Here is a 26,452-nt window from a genome sequence, read left to right on the forward strand (position 1 = left end):
TTACTGCGCGGCCGGATCGATGACGATGCGGATCGCCATGTCGTCCACCGCCTGTCCCAGCGCGATGCGGGTGGCGTCGATGCGTTTGGGCGCCGGCACGGCGGCGTTTTCATCTTGCCAGCTCACATATTCCAGCTTCCAGCCATCGCGCGTGATGACGCTGTCGTTGGCCGGCGTGGCGACGAAGCGCTGGCCGTCGCTGGCCACGGCATAGCCCTGCAGCCAGTCGCGCAGGCCGGACACCGGCAGCGTCCAGCCCAGCGTCTGCCGGGTCAGCGCGTCCAGGTCGGGCGCGCTGCGCGGCGGCTTGCCGCTTTCCTTCAGGGTGGCCGAGGTGGGCGTGACGTTGATCACGGCCACGGTCTGGCCGGTGGGCGAGATCAGGCTGACGTCGGTGTTGGCCTTGCTCTGCTGCCAGGTGAATTTGCCGTTCAGCGATTCCTTCTTGCCGTCGCGGCTGTAGTTGATGGCGATGCGGCCGGCCAGTTCCACGTTGTCGCGGTAGGGCGCCACGGCGGCGGTCGAGCGCGGAACGGATGGGGTGGTGACGCAGCCGGCCAGCGCGGCGATGATGAGGGCGGTCAGGAGCGGTCGTTTCATTTACAGGCTTTGGTTGAGACGCGCCAGCGTGCTTTTCAGCGCATCGTTTTTCGGATCCTTGGCGTGCGCCTCCTTCCACATCTTCTGCGCGCCCTCGACGTCGCCCTTGGCGAACAGCACCTCGCCCAGGTGCACGGCGATCTCGGGATCGTTGCGCAGGGTGTAGGCGCGGCGCAGGTAGCTTTCCGCCTCGTTCAGGTTCCCCATGCGGAACTGCACCCAGCCCATGCTGTCCATGATGAAGGGGTCGCCCGGCGCCATCTTCAGGGCCTTGTCGATCAGGCTCAGGGCTTCCGGCAGGCGCTCGTTGCGCTCGGCCAGCGAGTAGCCCAGCGCGTTGTAGGCGTGCTGGTTGTCCGGCGCGGCGATCATCACCTGGCGCAGGGCCTTCTCCATCAGCTCCACCTGCCCCAGCTTCTCCGCCACCAGCGCGAAGTCGTACAGCAGGTCCGGATTGTCCGGATAGCGCTTGAGCGCGTTTTCCAGCACGATGTAGGCGGCGCGGTGATCGCCGGCGTCGCGCAGCAATTGGGCGTCGGTCTGGAACACCTGCGCCTGCTCGGCGGGGTCGGCCGGCCTGAGCTCGGCCAGTTGCTGGCGCGCCTGGTCGACCTGCCCTTTGCGGGCCAGCAGCACCGCCATCTTCATGCGCGCGGCGAGATAGACTTTCTCATCGTTGCCCTCGACCTTTTCCAGCCAGTTGTAGGCGGCGTCGATGTCGCCGCGCTGCTCGGCGATCTGCGCCAGGATCATCAGCGCCTTGGAGGGATCGCGCTCGTCGCTGGGATGCTGCTCCAGCGCGGCGACGAAGCGGCTGAAATATTTTTCCGCTTCCGGCAGATCATTGGTCTGCGTCGCCAGCACGCCCAGCGCGTACAGCGTGGCGAGGTTGTCCGGCTGGTCCTTCAGCAGGGTCAGGAATTGCTTGCGCGCGTCGTCGAACTGCTTGTTGTCGACCAGGATGCGGGCGTAGGCCGCACGCACTTCGCGCGCGTTCGGATATTTTTCCAGGAAACCGGTCAGCTGCTTCATCGCGGAATCGATATCGCCCGCCACCTGCGCGCTGGTCAGGATGGCCAGTTCGGAATCGGGCTTGATCGCCATCGCCTTGCCGGCCTCCTGGCGCGCGCGCGCGACATCGTTGAGCGCGAACGCGCCCTGGGCCAGGATCAGGTGGGCCTCCAGCGTGCCGTCGTACGGCATCAGCACGCGCTCCTGCAGCTTGAAGGCGGCCTCCTTGTCCTTGGCGCGCAGCAGGTATTGCTGCATCTGGAACATGGCCAGCGGGCGCGCCTCCGGCTTGGCGTTTTTCAGGCGCTGCTCGAACACCGCTTCGGCCTCGTCGAGGTTATCGGCCACCACGGCGAAGCCGAGGAAATATTGGGTCGCCTCGTCCGAATCCGGCGCCAGCTGGCGCCACAGGCGGATGGCGGACAGCGCCTCGCCGGCCTGCTTGGCGGTCAGCGCCATTTCGGCGGCGCGGCGCGCCAGGCGCGGATCGCGGGTTTGCTGCGCCAGCGCCATCATGGTGATGTAGGGGCCTTGCCAATTGCCCTGCTTGAACTCCAGCTCGGCCTTGGTGATGCGGTACAGCAGGTCGCCGGTCAGCTCGTTGTTCGGCAACGCCTCGGGCGCCGGCGCGTCGGCCGCGGCCGGTTCAGCCGCGTCGGTTTCAGCCGGCGCCGCCGCGGGCGGCTGCGGCGTCGCTGCAGGCTCGGCCGGCGTACGCGGCGCCACGGCGCACGCGGACATCAAGGCGGAGAGAGTTACAATGGCGAAAGCGTTTTTCAAGAGAAATCCTGGCAAGTCAGCATAGTCAGTCAGATTTTACGCCGTTCGCGTCGCGCGCGGAGTTTGACTAGTGTAACCAAATATTCCGTTAGAGCCACATCGATGCCAGAATTACCAGAAGTTGAAGTGACCCGGCGCGGTGTCGCGCCCCATATCGAAGGCCGCGTCGTGCGCGCGGTGGTGCTGCGCCGCGAGGGCCTGCGCTGGCCCTTCCCGCCCGAGCTGCCGCGCTTGCTGGCCGGCCGCAAGGTGCTGGGCACCGGCCGCCGCGGCAAGTACTTGCTGATACATTTCGACCATGGCACGCTGATCATCCACCTCGGCATGTCGGGCCATTTGCGGGTGCTGGCGCCCGGCATCGCGCCGGAAAAGCACGACCACTTCGACCTCGAGGTGGAGGGCCCGGGCGGCCGGCAAGTGCTGCGCATGAAGGATCCGCGCCGCTTCGGCGCCGTGCTGTGGCATGACGCCGCCGATGGCGCGCTGGAACACCATGTGCTGCTGCGCGAGCTGGGCGTGGAACCGCTGGAAGCGGGCTTCAGCGGCAAATTGCTGTACGATCAAACCCGGCAGCGCAGCGCGCCGGTCAAGCAGGTGCTGCTGGCCGGCGACATCGTGGTCGGCGTGGGCAATATCTACGCCTCCGAGAGCCTGTTCCGGGCCGGCATCAACCCCAAGCTGCCGGCGCGGCGCATCAGCCTGGCGCGCTACGAGAAGCTGGCCCAGGCCGTGCGCGAGGTGCTGGCCGAGGCGATCGTGCAAGGCGGCAGCACGCTGCGCGACTTTATCGCCGTCAACGGGCAGTCCGGGTACTTCCAGCAGACGTATTTCGTCTATGATCGGACTGGCGTGCCCTGCCGCGTGTGCGCGGCGCCGATACGCCAGATCAAGCAGGGGCAGCGATCGACCTTTTATTGCGTGAATTGCCAAAAATAACAGGGTGGAGAGATGGTCAGGGACTTTGAACAGTACAGCGCGTGGCGGCAGGGCGTGGTCAGCGCGCTGAAAAACTATCAGGCCTGGGTGGCCGGCGCGTCCCTGACCGATGCCGCCACCGAGCAGCGCATCGTGCGCAACCTGGCGCGCCTGGAGGACGACAAGCTGTCGGTGGCCTTCGTGGCCGAGTTCTCGCGCGGCAAGTCGGAGCTGATCAACGCGATTTTCTTCGCCGACTACGGCCAGCGCATCCTGCCGTCGGCGGCCGGCCGCACCACCATGTGCCCGACCGAACTGCTGTGGGATGGCAGCATGGCGCCGTCGATCCGCCTGCTGCCGATCGAGACCCGCGCCGACAACCTGTCCACCGGCGATTACCGCGAGCAGCCGGCCGCCTGGACCGTGCTGCCGCTCAACCTCGAGGCCGGCGCCGACATGCACGAGGCCTTCAAGCAGGTCAGCAAGACGCGCCTGGTGACGGTTGAGGAAGCCAAGCGCTACGGCCTGTACGACGAGGACGCCCCCGACATGCCGGTCACGCTGGACGAGAACGGCATGGTGGAGATTTCCCATTGGCGTCATGCGATCATCAACTTCCCGCATCCGCTGCTCAAGCAGGGGCTGGTGATCCTCGACACCCCGGGCCTGAACGCCATCGGCACCGAGCCCGAGCTGACGCTCAACCTGATCCCGAACGCGCACGCGGTGCTGTTCATCCTGGCCGCCGACACCGGCGTGACCAAGAGCGATATCGAGGTCTGGCGCAACCACATCGGCGCCGGCGCGGGACGGCTGGTGGTGCTGAACAAGATCGACAGCATGTGGGACGAGCTGCGCAGCGAGGAGGACGTCAACGCCGAGATCGAACGCCAGCAGGCCAATGTGGCGCACGTGCTGTCGCTGGAGCCGGGCCAGGTGTTTCCGGTGTCGGCGCAGAAGGCGCTGGTGGGCAAGATCACGCAGGATGTGGCGCTGCAGGCGCGCAGCCGTCTGCACGCGCTGGAGGGCGCGCTGTTCAACGAGCTGATCCCGGCCAAGAAGGAGATCGTGCGCAGGCAGCTGAGCGACGAACTGCGGGCGCTGAACACGGCGCAGCTGGGCATGCTCAACGGGCGCATCCGCGGCATCGTCGAGCAGTTGCACGAGCTGAAAAGCCTGCGCGGCAAGAACCACAGCGTGGTGGCGCACATGATGCGCCGCATCGACGTCGAGAAGAAGGAGTTCGACGCCAGCCTGTTCAAGCTGCAGGCGACGCGCGCGGTGTTCACGCGCCTGTCGACCGAGCTGTACACCTGCATGGGCATGGATATCGTGCGCGACGACATCGAGCTGGTGCGCGAAGAGATGCAGCGCAGCCGCTTCTTCACCGGCGTGCGCGAGGCGGTGCGCGGCTACTTCGAGCGCACCCGCGCCAATCTCGACGCGGCCGAGCGCAAGACCGTCGAGATCACCGAGATGATGGGCGTGATGTACCGCCGCTTCTCCAGCGAGCACGGCTTGACGCTGGCGCTGCCGATGCCGTTTTCGCTGGCGCCTTACCGCGAGGAGCTGGCCAGCATCGAGGCGATCTACGCCAAGACCTTCGGCACCGCCACGCTGCTGACCACCAGCCGCGTGACCTTGATGGAGCGCTTCTTCGACACCATCGCCTCGCGCGTGCGCGGCTGCTTCAAGGCCGCCAACAACGACGCGGAGGCGTGGCTGAAGGTGATCATGGCGCCGCTGGAGGCGCAGATCCGCCAGCACAAGGATCAGTTGAAGCACCGGCTGGCGTCGATCCAGCGCATCCACGACGCGACCGACAGCCTGGAACAGAAGATCGACGCGTTTGAGCGCGGCCAGCAGGAACTGGAAGCGCAGAAGGCGCGCCTGAATGAATTGGCCGGCGCGATCAGCATCGCCATCAACGCGGAATTCGTGGCGCTGGACGCCGCCGCTTAAGTACAGGAAAAGAATGAAAGTTGTAGCAGCAGAGAATTTTGTTGATCCCAGTTTTTCGGCCGACCTGATCGGCTGGCAAAAGGTCCACGGCCGTCACACGCTGCCGTGGCAGAACACCCGCGACGCTTATCTGGTGTGGCTGTCCGAGATCATGCTGCAGCAGACGCAGGTGTCGGCGGTACTGGGCTATTACGCGCGCTTCCTGGAACGCTTCCCCACCCTGCGCGACCTCGCCGCCGCGCCGGTGGAGGATGTGATGGCGCAATGGAGCGGGCTGGGCTATTACACGCGGGCGCGCAATCTGCACAAGTGCGCGCAGCGGGTGGTGGCCGAGTATGACGGCGTGTTTCCTTCCGATCCGCTGCTGCTGGCGGAGCTGCCGGGCATCGGCCGCTCGACGGCGGCGGCGATCGCGGCGTTTTCCAGCGGCCGGCGCGCGGCCATCATGGACGGCAACGTCAAGCGGGTGTTTGCGCGGGTGTTCGGCATCGACACCTATCCCGGCGAGAAGAAGACCGAGGAAGCCATGTGGCGCCGCGCCGAAGCCCTGTTGCCGGAGGAAGGCATCGAAGCTTACACGCAGGGCTTGATGGACATGGGCGCCACCCTGTGCACGCGTTCCAGCCCGTCCTGCGAGCGTTGTCCGATGCAGGTGCGCTGCGTGGCGTTCAACACCGGTCGCACCAAGGAGCTGCCGGTGCGCAAGCCGAAGAAGGCCACGCCGGAGAAGCATGCGGTGATGCTGGCGATTGTCGATGACGGACAGGTGCTGCTGGAGCAGCGTCCGCCCAGCGGCATCTGGGGCGGTCTGCTGTCGCTGCCGGAGTTGGACGGCCATGTGGCGGCCGAGGACGACGATGTGGCGGAGGCCGATCACGATGCGCTGCTGCGCGCGGTGGGCAAGTTTGGCGAGATGGAATCGTACGAACGCTTGTCGCCGGTGACGCATGTGTTCACGCACTACAAGCTGCACATCGCGCCCTACCGCGTTACCTTGTCGCGCCGCCTGGCGTTGGCCGCCGAGGCCGGTTTCGTCTGGCTGGACTCGGGCAAAATCGCTGATGCCGCCCTGCCCGCGCCGGTGAAGAAGCTGCTGCTGGAGCTGCTGGGCGACCACAATGCCGCACAGCAGCGCATGTTTTAGAGATATTTGATCGCCCCAACGGCCAGTGCCACGATGCTGATCTGCACTCCGAACGTCCACTTCAGCATCATAATGATCGCGCGATTCAGTTTGACATCAAGCTCGTCGCGCAACTGCTCGAACTTGTCATTAACTTCGGTACGCAACTGCTCGAACTTGCCATTCACTTCGGTACGCAACTGCTCGAACTTGCCATTAACTTCGGTACGCAACTGCTCGAATTTGCCATTAACTTCGGTACGCAACTGCTCAAATTTGCCATTAACTTCGGTACGCAACTGCTCAAATTTGCCATTAACTTCGGTGCGCAACTGTTCGATTTTACCGTTGACTTCGATTCGCAACTGATCGGACTTGCTATTCAGCTCGACATGCACGGTGTCGATCTTGGCATTGACCTCGGCAAAGCCAACGCCCATTTCCTCGCGCAGCGCGGCAAATTCATCCTTGCGAACGTAACTGGACTGGATAACGGCCACGTCCGTCTCCAGCGTACTCACTCGTTCAACAATTTGCGGGTCCATGATCTCCTCCTGCCACTCATTCATCATCCACCGCGCACGGGAATGGGTCAAGCTGAGCAATGACGATATGGCTTGAGCCGGATCAAAGCTCGTCCAGCGAGAACAGGCGGCGGTGTTCGCGGATGGCGTAGCGGTCGGTCATGCCGGCGATGTAGTCGGCGATCTTGCGCGCCTGCTTGTTCACGTCGCCGGACTTGTCCTGATAATCCGGCGGCAGCAGCACCGGCTCGGACATGAAGGCCTCGAACAATTCGCGCACGATGCGGCTGGCCTTCACGCGCATGCGGTTGACCTTGTAGTGCCGGTAGAGGTTCGCGTGCAGGAAGCGCTTGAGCTCGGTCGCGTCCTTGCGCATGCCGTCCGAGAAGCGGATCAATGGCGGCGCGTGGCGCACGTCGTCAATATTGCGCGGCGCGGCCTCGGCGATGCGCGCGCTCGAGGTGGCGATCAGGTCGTCCGCCAGCGCGGTGATCAGGCGGCGCAGGGTTTCGTAGATCGCGCGGCGGCCGGACAGGCCGGGGAAGGCCTGCTGCACGTCACGCCACAGGCGCGCGAAGAAATCCACCTGCTCCAGCTGCTCGATGGTGATCAGGCCGGAACGCAGGCCGTCGTCGATGTCGTGGCTGTTGTAGGCGATCTCGTCCGCGAGATTGGTCAGCTGCGCCTCCAGCGACGGCTGGGTACGGTCGATGAAGCGCTGCGCCACCGGCCCCAACAACTTGGCGTTGTTCAGCGAGCAGTGCTTGAGGATGCCCTCGCGCGTTTCGAACATCAGGTTGAGGCCGTCATAGGCGCCGTAGTGCTCCTCCAGCTCGTCGACCACGCGCAGGCTTTGCAGGTTGTGCTCGAAGCCGCCGTAATCCTTCATGCACTCGTTGAGCACGTCCTGGCCGACGTGGCCGAACGGCGTGTGGCCGAGGTCGTGCGCGAGCGAGATCGCCTCCACCAGATCCTCGTTCAGGCGCAGGTTGCGCGCCAGCGAGCGGCCGATCTGCGCCACCTCCAGGCTGTGCGTGAGCCGGGTGCGGAACAGATCGCCCTCGTGGTTGAGGAACACCTGGGTCTTGTACTCCAGCCGGCGGAACGCCGAGGAGTGGATGATGCGGTCGCGGTCGCGCTGGAACTGGCTGCGCGACACGTGCGCGGTTTCCGGATGACGCCGGCCGATGCCGCCTTCGGAATGGGCGGCGTAGGGCGCGAGGAATTGTTCCGGCGTCATGGCCGATTACACGCAGGCGGCCAGCGTCGCCAGCAGCAGCTCGTGCGGCGCGTTGGTGATCTTCGGCGAACCCAGCGGATTCATCAGGATGAACTTGATGGCGCCGCCCTCGTTCTTCTTGTCGACCTCCATCGCCTCCAGCCACTTGGCCACGCCCAGGTCGGGCGCCTTGACCGGCAGGCCGGCGGCGGCCACCAGCTTGCGCACGCGCGCCACGGTGGCCGCGTCGACCAGGCCCATGCGCTGCGACAGGTCGGCCGCCATCACCACGCCGCAGCCCACCGCCTCGCCGTGCAGCCAGGCGCCATAGCCCATGCCCGCCTCGATGGCGTGGCCGAAGGTGTGGCCGAAGTTGAGGATGGCGCGCAGGCCGCCCTCGCGCTCGTCCTGGCGCACCACGTCGGCCTTGATTTCGCACGAGCGGGCGATGGCGTAGGCCAGCGCGCCCTTGTCGCGCGCCATCAGCTTTTCAATGTTCGCCTCGATCCATTCGAAGAACGGCAGGTCGATCACGGCGCCGTACTTGATCACTTCCGCCAGGCCGGCCGACAGCTCGCGCTCCGGCAGGGTTTCCAGCGTGGAAGTATCGGCGATCACCGCGCGCGGCTGGTAGAAGGCGCCGATCATGTTCTTGCCCAGCGGGTGGTTGATGCCGGTCTTGCCGCCCACCGAGGAATCGACCTGCGACAGCAGGGTGGTCGGCACCTGGATGAAGTCGACGCCGCGCATATAGCTGGCGGCCGCGTAGCCGGTCAGGTCGCCGATCACGCCGCCGCCCAGCGCGATCAGCGTGGTCTTGCGGTCGGCCTTGGTCTCCAGCAGCTTGTCGAAGATCGCCATCAGGCTGGACCAGTTCTTGTGCTCCTCGCCGTCCGGCAGGATCACGGTCGTGACTTGCTTGCCGGCATTACGCAGGCCGGCCTCGATGCGCGCCAGGTACAGCGGCGCCACGGTGGTGTTGCTGACGATGGCGACCTTGGCGCCGGTGACGTAGCGCGCCAGCAGCGCGCCGTCGTTCAGCAAGTCCGGGCCGATGGAAATCGGGTAGCTGCGCTCGCCCAGGTCTACGTTTAGCAGGATGTTGGATTGTTCGTTCATCGATGGTTCGGCGTGGGCGACGCAGTTGGGCGCGGCTTCGCACGCCAGCGTGTCCAACTGGGTCAGGATGGTCTGAACCATCGATTGTACGTTAGGACGGCCGGTATCGATGATCAGATCGGCAATTTCCATGTACAAGGGATCGCGCACCGCCATCAATTCCTCCAGCTTCTTGCGCGGATCGGCGGTTTGCAACAACGGACGGTTCTTGTCGTGCGCGGTGCGCTGCAGGATGCTGTGGACGCTGGCGCGCAGGTAAATCACGGTGCCGCGCGCCTTGAGGAAGGCGCGGTTGTCGGCGTTGAGGATGGCGCCGCCGCCGGTGGCCAGCACCAGGCCGCTCTGCGCGGTCAGTTCACGGATGACGTCGGCCTCGCGGCGGCGGAAGCTGGCCTCGCCCTCGATTTCAAAGATCCACGGGATCGAGGCGCCGGTGCGCGCCTCGATCTCGTGGTCGGAATCCACAAACTTCAACCCCAGCTTGCGCGCCAGGATGCGGCCGATGGTGGTTTTTCCCGCCCCCATCAGGCCGACTAGAAACACATTCTGCATTCAACATCCAAGTTTTATAGTGTGTTACTGCACTCCGTAGACGTCCCGTAAGGACTGTTGAGGCCCGGCGGGCTGACGTTCTGGGAGCCGTAATCAGTGCTCAATCCCATCAAGTGTACCAGAGAGGTGTAGCTGGCCTCCGTGCCGCTGGCCTGGCCGCGTATCGTCAGGTTCACATCCAACCAGTAAACCCGGTCCTTCGGATAGACCAGCGAGACCATGGCGCGGCCGCTGGCGTCGGTGGTCACGCTCGGTGTGACGGTGACCGGAATGCCCGGATCCAGCACGCCGTTGCCGTTGAAATCCTCGCCCGCATCCAGGATGCCGTTGCTGTTGACGTCCTCGTTGTTGCAGCCGACGCGCGCGCGCGGCTCCCACGGGCCGGTCGGCGCGGTATAGCCCAGGTAGCCCTTGAAGTACTTCACCGGCAGCACCGACGCGGTCAGCTTGATGCCCGATACCGCGTTGCCGGCGGCGTCGGTGACGATCACCGCGTAATCCATCTGGTAGGTGGCGCTGCTGGGGACGCCGACGGTGTTGCCGGTGCCGGCGCTGATGAACAGCGACTTGGCGCCCACCGTCAGCTTGGCGATGGCGGTGGGACCGGAGCCGCCGATCAGCTTGGCCTGGATCTGCACGCCGTCGGTCGCGGTGGCGGCGGTGCCGGCGATGAAGCTGGTGGTGGCCACGCCATCCGAGCCGGTGGTGACCACGGCCGGCTGGGTCAGGGTGCCGCCGCTCGGGTCGCTGATGATGGAGAAGGCCACGGTGGCGTTCTTGACCAGGTTGTTCTGCGCCGTGCCGTCGCGCACGATGGCGCGCAGCGTGGTTTGCTGGCTGGTGCTGCCCGGGGTGTTGACGCCCACCACGGCCGGATCGGCCTGCACGCTGATGGTGGTCAGGTTGGTGACCGGCGCCACGAACTCCAGGTCGGTCTGGGTGGTCTGGCCGCTGGCGTTGGCGGTCAGCGTGGCCACGCCCGGGCTGGTGGCGTTGACGTAGGCGCTGGCGGCGCCGCCGGACAGGGCCAGGGCGCCGCTCAGCGGCGTGCCGCAGGCGGCGTCGCTGTAGACCGTGCCGCGCGAGCTGCTGATGGTGACGCTGGCGCCCGGGGCGTTGGTCACCGCCACCTGCTGGCAGCCGCCGATCGGCGCCGTGGTTTCCACATTGCCGCCGCCGTCCAGCACGCGGATGGCGAAGGTGGACGAGTTGATCGCGATCCCGGCGGAGGCGATCTCGCCCATCGATTTCACCGTGATCACGTCGGCCGTGCCGCCGCTGGCGGCATAGGTCAGCACCAGCTGGCCGCCGGCGTTGGTGACGGCCGCGCCGCCGCCTTTCACGGTCAGCGAGTTGGCGTTGGAGCTGAACGTCACCGGCTTGCCGACCAGCGCGTTGCCGGCCGAATCGACCAGCTTGACGGTCACATCGGCGCTGGCGCCGGCGTTGATGGTCGGCGCCGCGTTGATGGTCAGCTTGTTGCCGCTGACCGTGACGATGGCGGTCACCGGCGCCGCCCCCGGCACGGTGGCGGTGATCTTGATGAGGCGCGAGGTGGGGTCGCCGCCGGTGCCCAGCTTCTCGGTCACGATGCCCTGGGCGTTGGTGACGAGGTTGGTCAGCGACAGGCTGCCGGAGTCGGACTTCAGGTCCACGGTCACGTTCGGCATGACGGTGTTGTTGGCGTCGCGCACCAGCGCGGTGACGGTGACCTCGTTACCGGCCGTGCCGGCCGAGGCCAGCGTGCCGGAATCGGTGGTCAGCGACAACGTCGGCACCGCGCTCACCACATCCACCGTGATGGGCGCCGAGGTGGCGTTGCCGGCCTTGGCGGTGATGGTGATCTTGCGCGGCGTGCTGTCGCCCTTGACGCTGAGCTTTTCGCTCACCTGGCCGGCGGTGTCGGTCACGCGGTTGGTGCTGCTGATGGTGCCGGAGCTGGCGGTGAACGACACCGTCTCGCCGGCCAGGGCGTTGCCGCCGCTATCCTTGACGATGGCGATCAGCGTCACCTCGGTGCCGTCCAGGCCGGACGAGGCGATGGTGGTGGCGCTGGCGGTCAGGGTGACGCTGGCGGCCTTGGACGGCGCCACGCCGTTGGCATTGGTGCCGGGCGAGCCGCCGCCACCGCCGCAGGCGGAAAACAAGGTGGCACAGGCCAGCGCGGTCAGCCATGCAGAGAACTTTTTCATGAGGCACATCCCATTCAAGTGGAACACATTACCGGGTCGTGGACAGGCGGTCGGCCACGATCTTCGGCGTGATAAACACCAGCAGCTCGGTCTTGTCGTTGGTGCGCGTGTTGCTGCGGAACAGATAGCCCAGCACCGGCACGTCGCCCAGCAGCGGCACCTTGTCGGTGGTGCTGCGCTCGGTCTGCTGGTAGATGCCGCCCAGCACCACGGTGCCGCCGTTGTCGACCATCACCTGCGTCTTGACGTGCTTGGTGTCGATGGCGAAGCCGGAGCGGGTTTCCTGGCCCACGCTGTCCTTGTTGACGTCGACGTCGATGACGACGTTGCCGTCCGGCGTGATCTGCGGCGTCACCTCCAGCCGCAGGTTGGCCTTGCGGAACATGATGGAGGTGGCGCCGCTGCTGGTGGCCACCTGGTACGGCAGCTCGATGCCCTGCTCGATCAGCGCCATCGCCTTGTCGGCGGTGATCACGCGCGGGCTGGAGATGATCTTGCCGGTGCCATCCTCCTCCAGCGCCGACAGTTCCAGGTTGAGGAAGCGGTTGGCGGCGGACGAGAACAGGCTGATCGCCAGGTTGCCGGCCTGGGTGCCGTTGATGTTGGAGGCCGGCAGGTTGACGAACTGGGTGTTGTTGTAGGTGGAGTCGGTCAGCTTGACCTGGCCGGTCACCTCGCCGATGCCGGTCATGTTGCCGGCGATGCCGATGCGGGTGTTGCCGTTGCCGAGCTGGTAGCCGGCGTCGCCGCCGCGGATGGTGCGCAGGTCGGTGAAGCCGAGCTTGGCGCCGAGGTTGCGGGTGAAGGTGTCGCTGGCCTCGACGATGCGCGCCTCGATCAGCACCTGCTTGGTGGCGACGTCGGTCTTGGCGATCAGGCGCCGCACGTCCTCCAGCTTGGAGGCGATGTCGGTCACGAACAGCTGGTTGGTGCGCGGCTCGATGATGGCGCTGCCGCGCTTGGACAGGATGCGGTTCTTGGCGTCGCCGCCCTCCAGCCCGAACACGGTCTTGAACGATTCGGCCTTCTGATAGTTGAGCTGGAAGATTTCCGACTTCAGGGGCTCCAGGTCGGCGATCTGGGCCTTCTGCTCCAGCTCGAGTTTTTCCTTGGTCAGCAATTCCTCCTTCGGCGCGATCCAGATCACCGAGCCGTTCTTGCGCATGTCCAGGTTCTTGGCCTGCAGGATCACGTCCAGCGCCTGGTCCCACGGTACTTCCTTCAGGCGCAGGGTCAGGTTGCCGGCCACGCTGTCGCTGGTGATGATGTTGAGGCCGGAGATGTCGGCGATCGCCTGCAGCGCCGCGCGCACCTCGACGTTCTGGAAATTGAAGGACAGCTTCTCGCCGCGATAACCCTGCGAGCCCTGGGTGAGCTTGTTGGGGTCCTCCTTGATCGGCTTGACGTCCACCACCAGCTGGGTGTCGCTCTGGTACACGGTCTGCTCCCACAGGCCGCGCGCCTCGATGATCAGGCGCGTGTTCTCGCCCTGCGGCACGGTGGTGACCAGCGACACCGGCGTGCCGAAGTCGCCCACGTCCAGCCGACGGCGCAGGTTGTCCGGCACCCCGGTCTTGAGGAAATCGACCAGCACCCCGGTCGGCGTCTGGCGCACGTCCACCGCCACCTGGTTGTTGGGCAGGTCTACCACCACCCGGCCCTCGCCGTTGGCGCCGCGGCGGAAGTCCAGGTCGCGCAGCAGTTGTTTGCCGGCCGGCGCGGTGGCGGCCCTGGCCACCGGCAGGCCGCTGGCGTCGACCGCCGTGGCCACGCCGCCGGAACCGTCGATGGTCAGGATCACCGATTTGCCGTCGATGGCGGTGGCGTAGTTGAGCGTGCGTTTCAGGTTGAACACCAGGCGCGAGCGCTCGCCGGCCTGCACCACGTTGACGCCGCGCAGGTCGCCCTGATTGAGTTCCTGCACGGTCTTGCCGGTGGCGTTGACGGTGGCGCCGAAGTCGAGCGCGATGCGCGGCGGATTGGTGATGGCGAAGTTGATCGGCAGCTTGTCGGGCGCGTTGCGCAAGCCGATCTTGACGATCAGGTTGGCGCCCTGCTGGTTGGCGGTGATCGATTCGATGGCGTTGACGGCGGGCGCCGGGGTCGCGGCGGTGGCGGCGGGCTCGCTGGTCTGCGCCTGGGCGCCGCAGGCGAATTGCAAGGCCAGCGCCCAAGTGGCGGCGGCCAAGGCGCGCCGGGCCGTGTGATGAGCGGTCATTTGGTGTTCTCCTTGCTTTCCTGCAGTTCCAACCGGGACTGGCGCTCGACCCAGTCGCCGGTGGCGTCCTGGACGATTTCCTTGAGGGTGACAGAGTTCTCGTCGATGCTGGTGATGCGGCCATAGTTCTGGCCAAGGTGCTGCCCCACCACCACCTGGTGCACGGCGCGGTCGACCTGCAGCACGGCGTGGATCACGCCTTTCTTCTCGATGGTGCCGACCATCTTGATGGTGTCGAGCGGATAGGTCTCCAGCAATTCCTTGCGGCGCGCGGTGTCGGGCCGCAGCCCGCTGGCGCCGGCCTGCGCCGCCTGCTTGGCCAGCTCGGCCAGCAGCTTGCTGGGATTGAACGGATCCAACTCGTCCTTGTGCTGGTAGGCGAAGGGGATGAAGGTCTTGGGCTCGGCCAGCGGCGGCACCTGGACCTTGGTTTGGGCGTCGACCTGCTTCATCCAGGTGCGCACTTCCTGCACGTCGCTGTCGCCGCAGCCGGCCAGCAGCGTCAGCGCCATCAGGGTGGGGAGGAGCAGCGTTTTCATGATTTTTTGGCCGCCTTCTTCTTGTCGGCGGCGGCCTTGCGCTGCGCGGCCACCTCCTCCGGATCGAGGTAGCGGAAGGTCTTGGCCACCGCCTCCAGCGTCAGCGCGCCATCCTTGCCGGTGCTCAGCGCCAGGTTGTTGAGCGTGACGATGCGCGGCAGGTTGGCGATGTCGCCGGTGAAGGCGCCGACGTCGTGGTAGCTGCCGGTGATCTTGATGTCGATCGGCACCTCGGCGTAGTAATCCTTGACCACCTCCTGCTGCGGCTTGAACAGCTCGAACTGCAGGCCGCGGCCGGCGCCGGCCTGGTTGATGTCGGTCAGCAGCGCGGCCATCTCGGCCTTGCTGGGCAGCTGCTTCTGCAGGCGGTCCACGTACTGGTCGACCTGGGCCTTCTGCGCGCGCAGCGCGTCCAGGTTGATGGCCTGCGCGGTCTTGATCTTGTATTCGTCGCGCAGCTTGGTTTCCCGCAGCGCGCCGGCCTCTTGCTCCTCGAACTGCGAGCTCCAGTAGCCGAAGTAGCCGGCCGCGCACACCGCCGCCGTCACGCCCACCGCGCACAGCACGCGCGGCGCCAGCGGCCACTGGCCGGGGTGGCGGCCGTTGAGGTCGCGGAACTGGTCGGCGAATTGCGCGAACAGCAGATTGAGGTCGAGGTTAGCCTTGGCCATGGCGTCGCTTCCTAGGCGTGGGCCGGCGGCAGGCCGGCGGCTGGCGTGGACGGGGCGGGCGGCGCGCCGCCCGGCGGCTTGCCCTTGGCGCCCTCTTCCGGCTTGTCCTTGTCGCGCGGGCGCTTGATCTTGACGTTGAGGTTGAACTCCACCACTTTCCTGGCGGTCTTGCCCTGCCCCAGCCCGGTCGACTTCACCTCGATCAGATCGGGCCGCTCCAGCCACGGCGACACGCCGGCCAGATTGCGCAGGAACTCCGACACCCGCTCCTGCGACTGCGCGTAACCGTTGACCGCGACTTTCTGCCCATCCTGGCGGAAGGCCTTGAGATACACGCCCGGCGGGGTCTGCCGGACCAGCTCATCGAGCAGGTAGACCGGCTGGTTGCGGTCGCCCTGCAAATCCTCCACCGCCTGCTGGCGCGCTTTCAGCGCCTCGATCTCCTGCTTGAGGGTGGCGATCTCGGCGATTTTCTTGTCGAGGCCGACGATGGCGGTCTTCAGCACCTGGTTGCGCTGCTCCTGGATCGAGATGGCGCGCGCGTTGTAGCCGCCGACCAGCAGCACGATGCCCACGCCCACCACGCCGCCCAGCGCCAGCAAGGCGAAGAAGGCGGCCTTCTTTTGCTTGCGCTTTTCCTCGCGGTGCGGCAGCAGGTTGATGCGTATCATCAGTCGAACCTCCGCAGGGCCAGGCCGCAGGCGACCAGGTAGGCCGGCGCGTCGAGGCGCAGCTGCGATTCGCGCACCGACGGCCCCAGCGTCATGCCCTTGAACGGCGAGATCACCGCACTGGAAATGCGCGTGCGGCTGGCCACCAGGTCCAGCAGGCCGGGGATCAGGGCGCAGCCGCCGGCCAGGAACAACTGGTCGACCCGGGTGTAGGGGGTGGAGGTGTAGAAGAACTGGATGGCGCGCGTGACTTCCAGCGCGGCGCTTTCCAGGAAGGGCGTGAGCAGCTCGGCATGGTAATTGTCGGGCAGGTCGCCGCTTTTCTTGCGCGCCTCGGCCTCGTCGAACGACAGGCCATAGCTGCGCACGATGTCCTGCGTCAGGGTGTTGCCGCCAAACGGCTGCTCGCGCTCGTATACGGTCACGCCGTCCAGCATCACGGAAATGTGGGTGACCAGGGCGCCGATCTGGAACAGGGCGATGACCTGGCCGGCGCCGCCTTCGGGCAGCTGCGCGATCACGCGGTCGAGCGCGGCGCGGGCGGCGTACGACTCGATGTCCATCACGGTCGCCTTGAGGCCGGACGCCTCGGCGATCGCCACCCGGTCCTCGACCTTCTCGCGGCGCGAGGCGGCCAGCATGACCTCGATGTCGTCGGCCGAGTTGGCGGCCGGGCCGATCACGTCGAAATCGAGGCTGACCTCGTCGAGCGCGAACGGGATGTACTGGCTGGCCTCGGACTCGACCTGCACTTCCAGCTGGTCTTCCGGCAGGCCGGCCGGCAGGATGATCTTTTTGGTGATCACCGAGGCGGGCGGCATGCCCAGCGCGGCGTGTTTGGCGCGGGTGCCGCTCTTTTTCCAGACCCGGCGCACGGCTTCCACCACCTGGTCCATGTTCTCGATATTGCCGTCGGTGACGGCGTTGCGCGGCAGCGGCTCGGCGGCGTAGCGTTCCAGCCGGACCTCGCCCTTGGCGCCCTGCACCAGCTCCACCAGCCGGACGCTGGAGGTGGAGATATCGATACCCACCAGCGGCGGGTTGCCCTGGCCCAGCAGGGCCTTCAGATCGATCATACGAGCCCTCCGGCGCCATGGCTGGCGCCCACCCTGCAGTACATCCGAACACAATGTCGAACTGTTTGCATAAAAGGAAACTCGTTTGAAAACCAGCGTTTAGAAGGCTTATATCAGCCTGTACATTAAAACGGGTCTATATAAGTGTAAAGGTATTTCTACTGTGCACAATTGCCGTGGTGTGAGGGTTTCGCCACACTTTTTTCGGCGCCGTAAGCAACAAAACAACTGAGTTGTTTTGTTGGTCACGCGGAAATATTCCTGCCGTAGGGTACGGTGCGCGGCTCGCTTATAATGGCTCGCATAATCAACCGAAACGATCCGACCGCATGGCCTCTTCCGATACCACTCCTCCCTCCTCGAACCCGCCCGGGAAAAAGCCGGGCAAAGGCTCCCGCTTCCTGTGGATGGCCGGCCTGTCCATCGCCGGACTGGGCCTGACCGGCGTGCTGCTGGTGGTGTTCGGCCTGGCCATGGCCTACCCCAACCTGCCTGAGCTCGACACCCTGACCGACTACCGGCCCAAGATGCCGCTGCGCATCTTCTCGGCCGACAACGTCCTGATCGGCGAATTCGGCGAGGAGCGCCGCAACCTGGTGCGCATCAAGGACATCCCGGACGTGATGAAGAAGGCGGTGCTGGCGATCGAGGACGACCGCTTCTACGAGCACGGCGGGGTCGACTACACCGGCATCCTGCGCGCCGCCGTGCACAACGCCGTGGGCGGCGGCGGCCGCCAGGGCGCCTCCACCATCACCCAGCAGGTGGCGCGCAACTTCTTCCTGTCCAGCGAACAGACCATCAAGCGCAAGGTCTACGAGATGCTGCTGGCGTGGAAGATCGAGAAGAATCTGAGCAAGGACCAGATCCTCGAGGTCTACATGAACCAGATCTACCTGGGCCAGCGCGCGTATGGCTTCTCGTCCGCCGCGCAAATCTATTTCGGCAAGAACCTGCGCGACATCAGCATCGCCGAGGCGGCCATGCTGGCCGGCCTGCCGAAAGCGCCGTCGGCCTACAACCCGGTGGTGAACCCCAAGCGCGCCCGCACCCGTCAACAGTACATCCTGCAACGCATGCACGAGTTGGGCTACATCAGCGACAAGCAGTATGAAACCGCCAAGGCCGAGGAGCTCAAGGTCAAGACCGACAGCAGCGAGTTCGGCGTGCACGCCGAGTACGTGGCCGAGCTGGCCCGCCAGCTGGTGTACGAGCAGTTCAAGGAGGACACCTACACCCGCGGCCTGAACGTGTTCACCACCATCACCAAGGCCGACCAGGACGCCGCCTACCTGGCGTTGCGCAAGGGCGTGATGGATTACGAGCGGCGCCACGCGTATCGCGGCCCGGAGGCCTACATCGACATTCCGGCCAACAAGGAGGACGCCGACGACGCCATCGAGACCGTGCTGGCCGAGCATCCGGACAACGACGACATCATCGCCGCCGTGGTGCTGCAGGCCACGCCGCAGCTGATCACCGCCGTCACCGCCTCGGGCGAGGAGATCAAGATTGCCGGCGCCGGCCTGGAGATGGGCCGCTCGTGGCTGTCGGACAAGAACCCGCCGAACAAGCGCATCCGCCGTGGCGCCGTGATCCGCGTGATGCAGGAAGGCAAAGACTGGCTGGTGGCGCAGATGCCGGAAATCGAGTCGGCGTTCGTGGCGGCCAGCACCACCGACGGCGCGATCAAGGCGCTGGTGGGCGGCTTCGACTACAACCGCAACAAGTTCAACCACGTGACCCAGGCCTGGCGCCAGCCGGGCTCGTCGTTCAAGCCCTTCATCTACTCGGCCTCGCTGGAGCGCGGCCTGTCGCCGGGCACCGTGATCAACGACGCGCCGATCTCGTTCGACGCCGGCCAGACCGGCGGCCAGGCGTGGGAGCCGAAGAACTACGACGGCAAGTATGAAGGCCCGATGACCATGCGCAAGGGCCTGACCAAGTCCAAGAACATGATCTCGATCCGCATCCTGCACCGCATCGGCGCCAAGTACGGCCAGGAATACGCGACCCGCTTCGGCTTCGACGCCGACAAGAACCCGCCCTACCTGACGCTGGCGCTGGGCGCGGGCAACGTGACGCCGCTGCAGATGGCCGGCGCCTACGCGGTGTTCGCCAACGGCGGCTACAAGGTCAGCCCCTACCTGATCTCCAAGGTGACCGACGCCGACGGCAAGATCCTGTCGCAGGCCCATCCGGACATGGCCGGCGACGAGAAGAACCGCGTGATCGACGAGCGCAACGCCTTCCTGATGGACTCCATGATGAAGGACGTGGTGCGCTTCGGCACGGCCACCAAGGCGCTGGTGCTCAAGCGTCCTGATATTGCGGGCAAGACTGGCACCACCAATGATTCGATCGATGCGTGGTTCGCGGGCTATCAGGCCAAGCTGGTGGGCATTGCGTGGATCGGCTACGACCAGCCGAAGAACCTGGGCAACCGCGAGACCGGCGGCGGCCTGGCGCTGCCGATCTGGATCGGCTATATGCAGAAGGCGCTGAAGAATATCCCGATCGAGGAACGCGCGGTGCCGGAAGGCGTGATGCTGGTGGGCGATGAGTACTACTATGCGGAGAATCCGCCGGGCGCGGGGGTCAACAACCTCGACGCGCCGGGGCACGGCACTCCGGCCGAGGAAAAGGCCAAGGACGCCGTGAAGAACGAGCTGTTTTAGCGCTGCCGTCATTCCCGCGCAGGCGGGAATCCATAGAACGCTGGTCTTGCATATTCAGCATGGATTCCCGCCTGCGCGGGAATGACGTATTAGCGGAGCTGGACCTTGGCGCCGCCCTGGGCCGAGACCATCTCGGACAGCGAGGCGTACAGCTCGGTGTTGTCGCGGCCGTTGATCCACTGGCCGTCGACCTGCTTGTAGTGGTAGCCGCCCGAGCGCGAGGCCACCCACAGCTCCTTCATCGCCGCCTGGCTGTTGACGATGATCTTGCTGCCGTTGTCGAGAAATTCGATTTCCAGCACATTGCCGCTGCGGCTGCACTCGACGTCGACCACGTCCTCGTCGTTCAAACGGTCCAGCGCCGCCTCGATGGCATCCAGCGCGGCTTCCGCCTGCGCCAGGAATTCTGATTCGCCCATGCTACACTCCAGTATCTGATCTCAAATAAACCGTGATTTTATCGTGAAGTCCTCTCTCCGTTTGATTATCCTGAGCGTATTGCTGAGCGGCTGCGGCCAACCCGGCCCCCTGTACCTGCCCAAGCCTCCAGCGGCCAAGCCTGCCAAGAGCGGCACCGCCCCTGCACCGACTTCTGAACCCGCCGCCCCTCAACAATAATTGCTTATGTCCCAATTTTCGTACCAAGACGGCGTGCTGCACGCCGAGGGCGTCTCGCTGAGCGCCATCGCCGAACAGTTCGGCACCCCGACCTACGTCTACTCCAAGGCCGCCCTGCTGGCCAACTTCGCCTCCTACGCCGACGCCTGCCAGGGCCGCGACGCGCTGGTCTGCTACGCCATGAAGGCCAACTCCAACCTGGCCATCCTGGACCTGCTGGCGCGCCAGGGCGCGGGCTTCGACATCGTCTCCGGCGGCGAACTGCTGCGCGTGCTGGCGGCCGGCGGCGATCCGCGCAAGGTGATCTTCTCCGGCGTGGGCAAGAGCGTGGAAGAAATGCGCCTGGCGCTGTCGCACGACATCCTGTGCTTCAACGTCGAATCGATTCCCGAGCTGCATCGCCTGAACGACGTGGCCGGTTCCATGGGCAAGAAAGCGCGCATCTCGCTGCGCGTGAACCCGAACGTGGACGCCAAGACCCACCCGTACATCGCCACCGGCCTGAAAGCCAACAAGTTCGGCGTGGCATTTGACGATGCGCTGGAAACCTACCGCACCGCCGCCAAGCTGCCGCACCTGGAAGTGTCGGGCATCGACTGCCATATCGGCTCGCAACTGCTGGACGACGCGCCACTGCTGGAGGCGCTGGACCGCCTGATCGAGCTGATCGACCAACTGGGCGCGGAAGGCATCGAGCTGCACCACCTGGACATCGGCGGCGGCATCGGCATCGACTATCGTGAAGCCGGCGAAGCGGCACCGGTGCCCGTGGGCGAGTACCTGGGCCGCCTGTTCGCCAAGGTCGACGCCTGGCGCGCCGCGCGCCACAACGGCAAGCCCATCAAGGTCATCTTCGAGCCGGGCCGTTCCATCGTCGGCGACACCGGCGTGCTGCTGACCAAGGTGGAATTCATCAAGCACGGCGAAGAGAAGAACTTCTGCATCGTCGATGCGGCCATGAACGACATGGCGCGCCCGGCGCTGTACCACGCGTGGATGGACATGCAGCCGGTGGTGCAAGGCAAGGCCGCCGCCGCCTCGTATGACGTGGTGGGTCCGATCTGCGAATCGGGCGACTGGCTGGCGCGCGACCGTTCGCTGGCGGTGGAAGCCGGCGACCTGCTGGTGATGCACACGGCCGGCGCCTACGGCATGACCATGGCCTCCAACTACAACACCCGCGGCCGCGCGGCCGAAGTGATCGTCGATGGCACCGTGCCGCACCTGGTGCGCAAGCGCGAGAAGCCGGAAGACCTGTACGCGCTGGAAAGCGTCATCAAGTAGACGCGGCGGACCTGCCGCCGGGGGGCACCAGCGTGGGCGGTTCCGCCGCGTAGCGCTTCGGCAGCAGGGGATTGGCCAGCGCGAAGCAGCGCATCGTGCTGGATTTAAGTTGCTTGATTTCCTTCTGGAAGTGGCGCGCGGTCAGTTCGTCCAGCGAGCCGTCGCGCTTGGCCGTGGCCAGGCCCTTGTCCACCCGTTCGGCCAGCCGGGGCGTGTTGGGGCTGACGTAGAACATGCTGGGCAGCGGGTAGTACAACACCAGGTCTGGCACCGTGGTCAGCTGCCTGGTCAGCGGCGTGTCCTGCGCCAGCACCGAGCCGGCCTCCGTCACACTAAGCGGCAGATAATCGAAGCGCTTGTTGACCAACATTTCCACCAGCGTGGCCAGATTGCCGCTGTCCTCCACTTTGTAGCCGTTGTGGCGCAACACTTTCACGTCCACCCAGCCACGCCCCAGGCCGGCCGCCAGCTGCTTGAGCTGCGCCGCGTCCGTGATCCGCGCGAAGTCCGTGACCTCGCTCCTGCGCACCAGCAGCGTGCGGTAGCCAAGCAATCCCGCCATGACCGGGGTGTCGACCATGAAGTTGCGCTCCTGCGGAACGCCTTCGTCCATGTCGCGCCATGGACCGACATAGACATTCAAGCGCTGGCCGGTATGGATTTCGCGCCGCACGCGCGAGGTGCTCATGTTGTCCAGCAGCCGGGCGATCGTGTACGGCCCGTAACTGGCCGCCGTTTTGTCGAGCGCGAGCTTGAGCGCGGCGATCAGGTAGTCGTCACGCTTGGGGGTGCGGCCCGAATCCCAATAGCGGTAGGCCATGGCCTCGTCCGCCGCGTGCGTATCCGATACGCCCAGTGCCAGGGACGCGAGCGCCAGCAGTGCGGCGCGGCGTGATGGATGGGTCAGCTTGACAGGAGGCTGCATGAGGCCAGTCTATGCCAAGTAGCTCCGCGCGGCAAGCGTGTGGCGTCAGGGTTTGACCAACGCGGGCGGTTCCGCCGCGTACGCTTTCGGCAGCGTGGGGTTGGCCAGCACGAAGCAGCGCGCTGTGCCGGATTTGAGTTGTTTGATCTCTTTCTGGAAGTGGCGCCCGGTCAGTTCGTCCAACGAGCCGTCGCGCCTGGCCATCGCCAGTCCTTTTTCCAGCCGCTCGGCCAGCCTCGGTTCGCTGGCGCTGACGTAGAACATGGTCGGCAGCGGGTAGAACAGCACCAGGTCCGGCACCAGCGCCAGCTCGCCGGCAAACGGCGCGTCGGGCGCCAGCAGCGAGGCCGCCTCGGTGACGCTGAACGCCAGGTAATCAAACCGCTTGTTGACCAGCATTTCCACCAGCGTCGCCACGTTGCCGCTGTCCTCGACCTTGTAGCCGTTGTGGCGCAGCACCGTCGCGTCCACCCAGCCCCGCCCCATGCCCGCCGCCAGCGGCATGAGTTGCGCCGGCTCGTGGATGGCCTTGAATTTGGCCAGGTCCTGCTTGCGCACGATGAGCGCGCGGTAGCCCAGCAGCCCCGACATGATGGGTGTGCTGATCAGGTAGTTGCGTTCCATCGGGTCGCCGGCCGCCACGTCGCGCCACGGCCCGGCATGGACGTTCAGGTGCTGGCCGGTGTACACCTCGCGCCGCACGCGCAGGGTGCTCAGCGTATCCAGCACGCGGGTGGCGGAGTACGGGCCGTAGGCCGGCCTGGTTTTTTCCAGCGCCAGGGTCAGCGCGGCGAACTGGTAGTCATCACGCCGCGGTGTGCGGCCCCAGTCCCAGTAGCGGTAGGCCATGATCTCGCCGGCGGCGCACGCCGTCCATGGCGTCAGCGCCAACGCGGCTAGCGCCAGCAGGGAGCGGCGGCGGGAATGGTTCGGCGGGATCGGCAACTGCATGCATGCAGTCTATGCGATGTTGCGCCGCGTTGTCACCCACCAATAGAGGCGCGCCAGCAACAACGCGCCCAGCAGCACGCCGAAGATGATGGGCTGGGTGAAGTTGTGCTTGCCCGCCTTCATCCACCAGAAATGCAGGATGGCCAGCGGCGCGATCACGTACACCAGACGGTGCAGCCACTGCCAGCGCTTGCCGCCCAGGCGCTTGATCATGCCGTTGGTGCTGGTCACGGCCAACGGGATCAGCAGCACGAAGGCGATGAAGCCGACCGTGATGAAGGGCCGCTTGAGCACGTCCTTCCACATCTCCCGCACGTCAAAGAAGTGATCGAACCACAGGAAGGTCATGAAGTGCAGGAAGCCGTAGAAGAACACGTACAGGCCCAGCATGCGGCGCAGTTTGATCAGCCAGTTGGCGCCGCTCAGCTTGCGCAGCGGCGTCACCGCCAGCGCCATGCACAGGAAGTACAAGGTCCAGTCGCCGGTGCCGCGCGTGATGAATTCCAGCGGATCGACCAGTTGCCCGGTCACCGTCAGGTACACCATGCGCGCCAGGGGCAGCAGCGCCAGCACAAACACCGCGCCCTTGAGCCAGCTGATTTGCTTCGTGGTCGGCATCAGTAGAACTTCTTCAGGTCCATGCCGGTGTACAGCGAGGCCACGTCGTTATAGCCGTTGAACATCAGGGTCTTGCGCTTGCGGGCCAGGAAGCCGTCCTCGCCAATGCGGCGCTCGGAGGCTTGCGACCAGCGCGGGTGGTCGACGTCCGGATTCACGTTGGAGTAAAAACCGTATTCGTTCGGCGCCGACAGGTTCCACGAGGTGCGCGGCTGATCCTTCACAAAGCGGATCTTGACGATGGACTTGGCCGACTTGAAGCCGTACTTCCACGGCAGCACCATGCGCACCGGCGCGCCGTTCTGGTTCGGCAGCACTTCGCCGTACATGCCAAAGGTTAGCAGCGCCAGCGGGTGGTTGGCCTCGTCGATGCGCAAGCCTTCGGTGTACGGCCATTGCAGCACGCGGCTGCCCACGCCCGGCATCTGCTTCTTGTCGGCCAGCGTGGTGAATTCCACGTACTTGGCGTTGCCGGTCGGCTCGACCTTCTTGATGATCTCGGAGAACGAGTAGCCGATCCACGGGATCACCATCGACCAGCCTTCCACGCAGCGCAGGCGGTAGACGCGCTCTTCCAGCGGCGCCAGCTTCAGCAGCGCGTCGATGTCGAGCGTGACCGGCTTCTTCACCTCGCCCTCGATGGTGACGGTCCACGGCCGGGTTTTCAGCGTGCCGGCGTACATCGCCGGCTCGCTCTTGTCGGTACCGAATTCGTAATAGTTGTTGTAGGTGGTGGCGTCCTTGAACGCGGTCTGCTTGTCCAGCGCCGAATAGGCCGGATTGAGCTTGGCCGGCAGCTTGGTGCCGGTCTGGGCGAACGCTTCGCGGTTGGCCATCTCCAGCAGCGCCGCGCTGCCGACGGCACCCATGGCGATCTGCTTCATGAACGCGCGGCGCGATTCGTACAGTTCGCGCGGCGTGATTTCCGAGGAATACGGCAGGTCGATGCCGTTGGGACTGCGCTTGATCAGCATGTCGGCTCCAGAAGATTGGTCTAGGGCTAAACCTTACACCGAATCTTCCGAAACAAATATTAAACTTAAGTTTACAACTTGCCGTAGGAGTGCAAACCGGACAGGAACATGTTGACGCCAAGGAAAGCAAAAGTCGTCACCAGCAGGCCCACCAGCGCCCACCACGCCGCCGGACGGCCGCGCAGGCCGTTCATCAGGCGCATGTGCAGCCAGGCCGCATAGTTGAGCCAAACGATCAGCGCCCAGGTTTCCTTCGGGTCCCACGACCAGTAACCGCCCCACGCCTCGGCCGCCCACAGCGCGCCCAGGATGGTGGCGATGGTGAAGAAGGCGAAACCGGCCGAGATGGCCTTGTACATCACGTCATCCAGCACCTCTTCCGACGGCAGGCGGTCCTTCAGGTAGCCCGAGGTTTTCAGCAGATAGGCCGAAGCCACCATGGCCGCCAGGGCGAAGTTGCCGTAGCCGATGAAGTTGGCCGGAACGTGGATCTTCATCCACCAGCTTTGCAGCGCCGGCAGCAGCGGCTGGATGTCGGCGGCGTTGCGCGAGGTGGTGTACCACATCAGGAAACCGATCGCGGCCGAGATCACCAGCAGCACGAACGGTCCCATCTGGCGGGTGCCATAGCGCTGCTCGAAGTACAGGTAGAACATGGCGGTGATCAGCGAGAACAGGATGAACACCTCGTACAGGTTGGACACCGGGATGTGGCCGACGTCGGCACCGATCAGGTAGGACTCGAACCAGCGCACCATCATGGCGGTCCAGCCCAGCACCACGGCGGCCCAGCACAGCTTGGAGCCGATGCTGGAGGCCGACGCCGAGCGGCCGGCGAAGCCGATCCAGTAGAACACGGTGGAGATGGTGAACATCACGCTCATCCACAGCACCGCCGACTGGCTGGACAACATCATGCGCAGCCAGAATTTCTTGCTGCCGTTGTCAAGTTGGCCGGCGTACATGAAGATGGCCCACAGCGACAGCAGCGCCACCAGCGGCATCAGCCAGCGCACCGGCTTCCAGTGCCAGCCAAGCGCGGCGAAGGTCGGCACGGTGGCAACCAGGATGGCCTGCTCGTAGACGTCCATGAAGTGGCCGTAACGGTTCAGCGCGAACACGGCGCCGGCCAGCAGCGCCAGCGCGAACAGCCAGTCGATCACGGTCAGGCGCTTGAAGTAGCCGGGCGCCTGTTGATAGGTTTGCTGGGATTGGGTCAGTTCCATCATCTC

At 65.4% G+C, this 26,452-nt stretch carries 23 protein-coding genes; 6 read left to right on the forward strand and 17 right to left on the reverse strand.

The genetic code is table 11. The annotated features are described in order from the left end of the window. Positions 1 to 600: an outer membrane lipoprotein LolB gene (locus tag FHW83_RS08195; protein ID WP_176645870.1), complete on the reverse strand. Its 600-nt coding sequence runs from the start codon at positions 598 to 600 to the stop codon at positions 1 to 3. Next, positions 601 to 2,352, reverse strand: a complete 1,752-nt coding sequence (locus tag FHW83_RS08200) for a tetratricopeptide repeat protein (protein ID WP_176646081.1) — start codon at positions 2,350 to 2,352, stop codon at positions 601 to 603. It lies immediately after the preceding gene. Between the two features lie 141 nt (positions 2,353 to 2,493). Between FHW83_RS08200 and mutM the strand changes: the two genes are divergently transcribed. Genes mutM through mutY form a run of 3 tightly spaced genes read left to right on the forward strand, consistent with a single transcriptional unit; the run spans position 2,494 to position 6,412 of the window. Then, positions 2,494 to 3,327: a bifunctional DNA-formamidopyrimidine glycosylase/DNA-(apurinic or apyrimidinic site) lyase gene (mutM, locus tag FHW83_RS08205; protein ID WP_176645871.1), complete on the forward strand. Its 834-nt coding sequence runs from the start codon at positions 2,494 to 2,496 to the stop codon at positions 3,325 to 3,327. 12 nt (positions 3,328 to 3,339) lie between these two features. Further along, positions 3,340 to 5,268 carry a dynamin family protein gene (locus tag FHW83_RS08210; protein ID WP_176645872.1) on the forward strand — a complete coding sequence of 643 codons (1,929 nt, stop codon included), beginning with the start codon at positions 3,340 to 3,342 and terminating at the stop codon, positions 5,266 to 5,268. 13 nt (positions 5,269 to 5,281) lie between these two features. Continuing rightward, a complete protein-coding gene (gene mutY / locus FHW83_RS08215) occupies positions 5,282 to 6,412 on the forward strand; it encodes an A/G-specific adenine glycosylase (RefSeq protein ID WP_176645873.1) in 1,131 nt (376 codons plus the stop codon). Here mutY and FHW83_RS08220 read toward each other — a convergent pair. The 9 genes from FHW83_RS08220 to FHW83_RS08260 form a co-directional block, all read right to left on the reverse strand. Beyond that, entirely contained in the window at positions 6,409 to 6,936 is a 528-nt protein-coding gene (locus FHW83_RS08220; RefSeq protein WP_176645874.1) for an apolipoprotein A1/A4/E family protein, read from the reverse strand. The two genes, mutY and FHW83_RS08220, sit on opposite strands and share 4 nt — an antisense overlap. Before the next feature lie 82 nt (positions 6,937 to 7,018). Next, on the reverse strand, positions 7,019 to 8,155 hold the full coding sequence (locus FHW83_RS08225; RefSeq protein ID WP_176645875.1) for a deoxyguanosinetriphosphate triphosphohydrolase: 1,137 nt from the start codon (positions 8,153 to 8,155) through the stop codon (positions 7,019 to 7,021). Positions 8,156 to 8,161: 6 nt separating this feature from the next. Beyond that, positions 8,162 to 9,805 carry a bifunctional shikimate kinase/3-dehydroquinate synthase AroKB gene (gene aroKB, locus FHW83_RS08230; RefSeq protein WP_176645876.1) on the reverse strand — a complete coding sequence of 548 codons (1,644 nt, stop codon included), beginning with the start codon at positions 9,803 to 9,805 and terminating at the stop codon, positions 8,162 to 8,164. 14 nt (positions 9,806 to 9,819) lie between these two features. Then, positions 9,820 to 11,997 carry an Ig-like domain-containing protein gene (locus tag FHW83_RS08235; protein ID WP_176645877.1) on the reverse strand — a complete coding sequence of 726 codons (2,178 nt, stop codon included), beginning with the start codon at positions 11,995 to 11,997 and terminating at the stop codon, positions 9,820 to 9,822. Positions 11,998 to 12,025: 28 nt separating this feature from the next. Beyond that, positions 12,026 to 14,215: a type IV pilus secretin PilQ gene (pilQ, locus tag FHW83_RS08240; RefSeq protein WP_176645878.1), complete on the reverse strand. Its 2,190-nt coding sequence runs from the start codon at positions 14,213 to 14,215 to the stop codon at positions 12,026 to 12,028. Next, entirely contained in the window at positions 14,212 to 14,754 is a 543-nt protein-coding gene (locus FHW83_RS08245) for a pilus assembly protein PilP (protein WP_176645879.1), read from the reverse strand. The genes pilQ and FHW83_RS08245 overlap by 4 nt, the downstream gene beginning before the upstream one ends. Continuing rightward, complete coding sequence (locus FHW83_RS08250; RefSeq protein ID WP_176645880.1) at positions 14,751 to 15,425, reverse strand: type 4a pilus biogenesis protein PilO; 675 nt, start codon at positions 15,423 to 15,425, stop codon at positions 14,751 to 14,753. The genes FHW83_RS08245 and FHW83_RS08250 overlap by 4 nt, the downstream gene beginning before the upstream one ends. Positions 15,426 to 15,436: 11 nt before the next feature. Continuing rightward, positions 15,437 to 16,096: a PilN domain-containing protein gene (locus FHW83_RS08255; protein WP_176645881.1), complete on the reverse strand. Its 660-nt coding sequence runs from the start codon at positions 16,094 to 16,096 to the stop codon at positions 15,437 to 15,439. Next, complete coding sequence (locus tag FHW83_RS08260; protein WP_176645882.1) at positions 16,096 to 17,172, reverse strand: pilus assembly protein PilM; 1,077 nt, start codon at positions 17,170 to 17,172, stop codon at positions 16,096 to 16,098. The genes FHW83_RS08255 and FHW83_RS08260 overlap by 1 nt, the downstream gene beginning before the upstream one ends. A 329-nt stretch (positions 17,173 to 17,501) precedes the next feature. Between FHW83_RS08260 and FHW83_RS08265 the strand changes: the two genes are divergently transcribed. Beyond that, a complete protein-coding gene (locus FHW83_RS08265) occupies positions 17,502 to 19,850 on the forward strand; it encodes a penicillin-binding protein 1A (RefSeq protein ID WP_176645883.1) in 2,349 nt (782 codons plus the stop codon). An 89-nt stretch (positions 19,851 to 19,939) separates the two neighbouring features. On the opposite strand, the gene cyaY is transcribed toward FHW83_RS08265, so the two are convergent. Continuing rightward, complete coding sequence (cyaY, locus tag FHW83_RS08270; protein ID WP_176645884.1) at positions 19,940 to 20,269, reverse strand: iron donor protein CyaY; 330 nt, start codon at positions 20,267 to 20,269, stop codon at positions 19,940 to 19,942. A 43-nt stretch (positions 20,270 to 20,312) separates the two neighbouring features. Here cyaY and FHW83_RS30645 point away from each other — a divergent pair, with 43 nt between their 5' ends. Continuing rightward, positions 20,313 to 20,468 (forward strand): lipoprotein, encoded by a 156-nt coding sequence (locus FHW83_RS30645; protein WP_373997180.1) that lies wholly within the window; start codon positions 20,313 to 20,315, stop codon positions 20,466 to 20,468. A 6-nt stretch (positions 20,469 to 20,474) separates the two neighbouring features. Further along, positions 20,475 to 21,752, forward strand: coding sequence for a diaminopimelate decarboxylase (lysA, locus tag FHW83_RS08275; RefSeq protein WP_176645885.1), 1,278 nt, complete (start codon positions 20,475 to 20,477; stop codon positions 21,750 to 21,752). On the opposite strand, the gene FHW83_RS08280 is transcribed toward lysA, so the two are convergent. The 5 genes from FHW83_RS08280 to ccsB all read right to left on the reverse strand — a co-directional run bounded on the left by FHW83_RS08280 (position 21,745) and on the right by ccsB (position 26,446). Continuing rightward, positions 21,745 to 22,677 carry a transporter substrate-binding domain-containing protein gene (locus FHW83_RS08280; RefSeq protein WP_176645886.1) on the reverse strand — a complete coding sequence of 311 codons (933 nt, stop codon included), beginning with the start codon at positions 22,675 to 22,677 and terminating at the stop codon, positions 21,745 to 21,747. The genes lysA and FHW83_RS08280 overlap by 8 nt on opposite strands. A 45-nt stretch (positions 22,678 to 22,722) precedes the next feature. After that, positions 22,723 to 23,628: a hypothetical protein gene (locus FHW83_RS08285; RefSeq protein WP_176645887.1), complete on the reverse strand. Its 906-nt coding sequence runs from the start codon at positions 23,626 to 23,628 to the stop codon at positions 22,723 to 22,725. Between the two features lie 9 nt (positions 23,629 to 23,637). After that, entirely contained in the window at positions 23,638 to 24,246 is a 609-nt protein-coding gene (locus FHW83_RS08290) for a sulfite oxidase heme-binding subunit YedZ (RefSeq protein ID WP_176645888.1), read from the reverse strand. Further along, positions 24,246 to 25,220 carry a protein-methionine-sulfoxide reductase catalytic subunit MsrP gene (msrP, locus tag FHW83_RS08295; protein WP_176645889.1) on the reverse strand — a complete coding sequence of 325 codons (975 nt, stop codon included), beginning with the start codon at positions 25,218 to 25,220 and terminating at the stop codon, positions 24,246 to 24,248. Before msrP ends, FHW83_RS08290 begins: the two co-directional genes overlap by 1 nt. A gap of 71 nt (positions 25,221 to 25,291) precedes the next feature. Next, positions 25,292 to 26,446, reverse strand: a complete 1,155-nt coding sequence (ccsB, locus tag FHW83_RS08300) for a c-type cytochrome biogenesis protein CcsB (protein WP_176645890.1) — start codon at positions 26,444 to 26,446, stop codon at positions 25,292 to 25,294. Between the last annotated feature and the right edge of the window lie 6 nt (positions 26,447 to 26,452).

It is taken from the genome of Duganella sp. SG902 (assembly GCF_013376005.1).
In the GTDB taxonomy this organism is placed as follows: domain Bacteria; phylum Pseudomonadota; class Gammaproteobacteria; order Burkholderiales; family Burkholderiaceae_D; genus Rugamonas.